This is a genomic window from Inquilinus limosus MP06 (genome assembly GCF_000767795.1).
Taxonomy (GTDB): domain Bacteria; phylum Pseudomonadota; class Alphaproteobacteria; order DSM-16000; family Inquilinaceae; genus Inquilinus; species Inquilinus limosus_E.
The window spans coordinates 1-1,364 of record NZ_JANX01000964.1 but is presented as its reverse complement, the minus strand read 5'-3'; the positions used below and the strand labels follow the sequence as shown (position 1 = coordinate 1,364).

The 1,364-nt window shown below is 71.0% G+C and carries 2 protein-coding genes; both read left to right on the top strand.

The window, feature by feature from the left end:
* Nucleotides 1-43 precede the first annotated feature (43 nt).
* Nucleotides 44-721: a thiamine pyrophosphate-dependent enzyme gene (locus P409_RS34435; RefSeq protein WP_202964905.1), complete on the top strand. Its 678-nt coding sequence runs from the start codon at nucleotides 44-46 to the stop codon at nucleotides 719-721.
* 80 nt (nucleotides 722-801) lie between these two features.
* On the top strand, nucleotides 802-1,364 hold a 563-nt coding region (locus P409_RS34430; protein ID WP_034849397.1), incomplete at its 3' end, for a type 1 glutamine amidotransferase domain-containing protein.

Sequence of the window (1,364 nt, the reverse complement as noted above, 5' to 3'; positions counted from 1 at the left end):
CTAGTGATCGCTGATCCGGGTCGACCTCGACCCCGATGTGCTGGTGCGCGATTACCGCCCCGCGGTGCCCCTGCTCTGCGACGCGGCGCAGGCGCTGGAGGGGCTGGCGGACGCCCTGTCCGACCTCTCCGGCCGTGCCGTCTGGGCCGGCGACCTGGCGCCGGTGCGGCAGGCGGCGGACATGGCGGAGTTCGGCGACAAGCCCGTCCATCTAGCATTCCTGGCGACGCTTCGCGACGCGCTGCCGGACGATGCGGTGGTGGTCACCGACATGACCCAGATCGCCTATACCGGCAATGTCGTGTTCCCGGCGCGGCAGCCGCGCGGCTGGCTGCACCCGGTCGGCTTCGGCACGCTCGGCTACGGCCTGCCGGCGGCGGTCGGGGCCAAGCTGGCGCGGCCGGAGGCGCAGGTGGTGGCTCTGGCCGGAGATTACGGCCTGGGCTTCACCTGTCAGGAGCTCGGCACGGCCGCGGATCTCGGCCTCGGCCTGCCGGTCGTGGTCTGGAACAATCGCGGCCTGGGGCAGATCGCCTATGGCATGGACAAGGCCGGGATCGACCGCCTCGGCGTCGACATCGACCCGCCGGCCTTCGACGCCATGGCCGCGACCTTTGGCTGCGGCTATGCCGCGGTCGACGATCCGCGCCACCTGCCGCAGCGCCTGGCCGCCGCCTTCGAGGACAGCAGGCCGACCCTGATCGAGGTCGCGGCGGCGTAGGAACCGCCCGCCGCCGCCGGCCATTGCCCAGGAAGACGGTCCGCCCCTCCGCGGCCGTCCTTCTGACGATGGAGAATGGCATGACCGAACGTCTGGGCGGACGCAGGATCGCCGTGCTCGTCGCCGACGGCTTCGAGCAGGTGGAGATGACCGAGCCGGTCAAGGCCCTGAAGCAGGCCGGCGCCAAGGTCGAGATCGTCAGCCCGGCCTCGGGCCAGGTGACCGGGCACAAGCATCTCGACAAGGGCGACAGCTTCCCGGTCGACGTGCCGCTCGATCAGGCGGCGCCGGAGGGCTATGACGGCCTGCTGATCCCCGGCGGCGTGCACAGCCCGGATCGGCTGCGCACCGACAAGACGGCGATCGGCTTCGTCCGCAGCTTCTTCGAGGCCGGCAAGCCGGTGGCCGCGATCTGCCACGGGCCGCAGCTGCTGATCAGCGCCGGCGTGGTCGAAGGCTGCGAGATGACCGGATACAAGGCAATCCAGATCGACCTGCGCAACGCCGGCGCCACCGTCTATGACCGCGCGGTGGTGGTCGATCAGGGCGTGGTCACCAGCCGGTCGCCGGACGACCTGCCGGCCTTCAACGAGAAGATGATCGAGGAATTCGCCGAGGGCCAGCACAGCGACCGGGTGGTCTG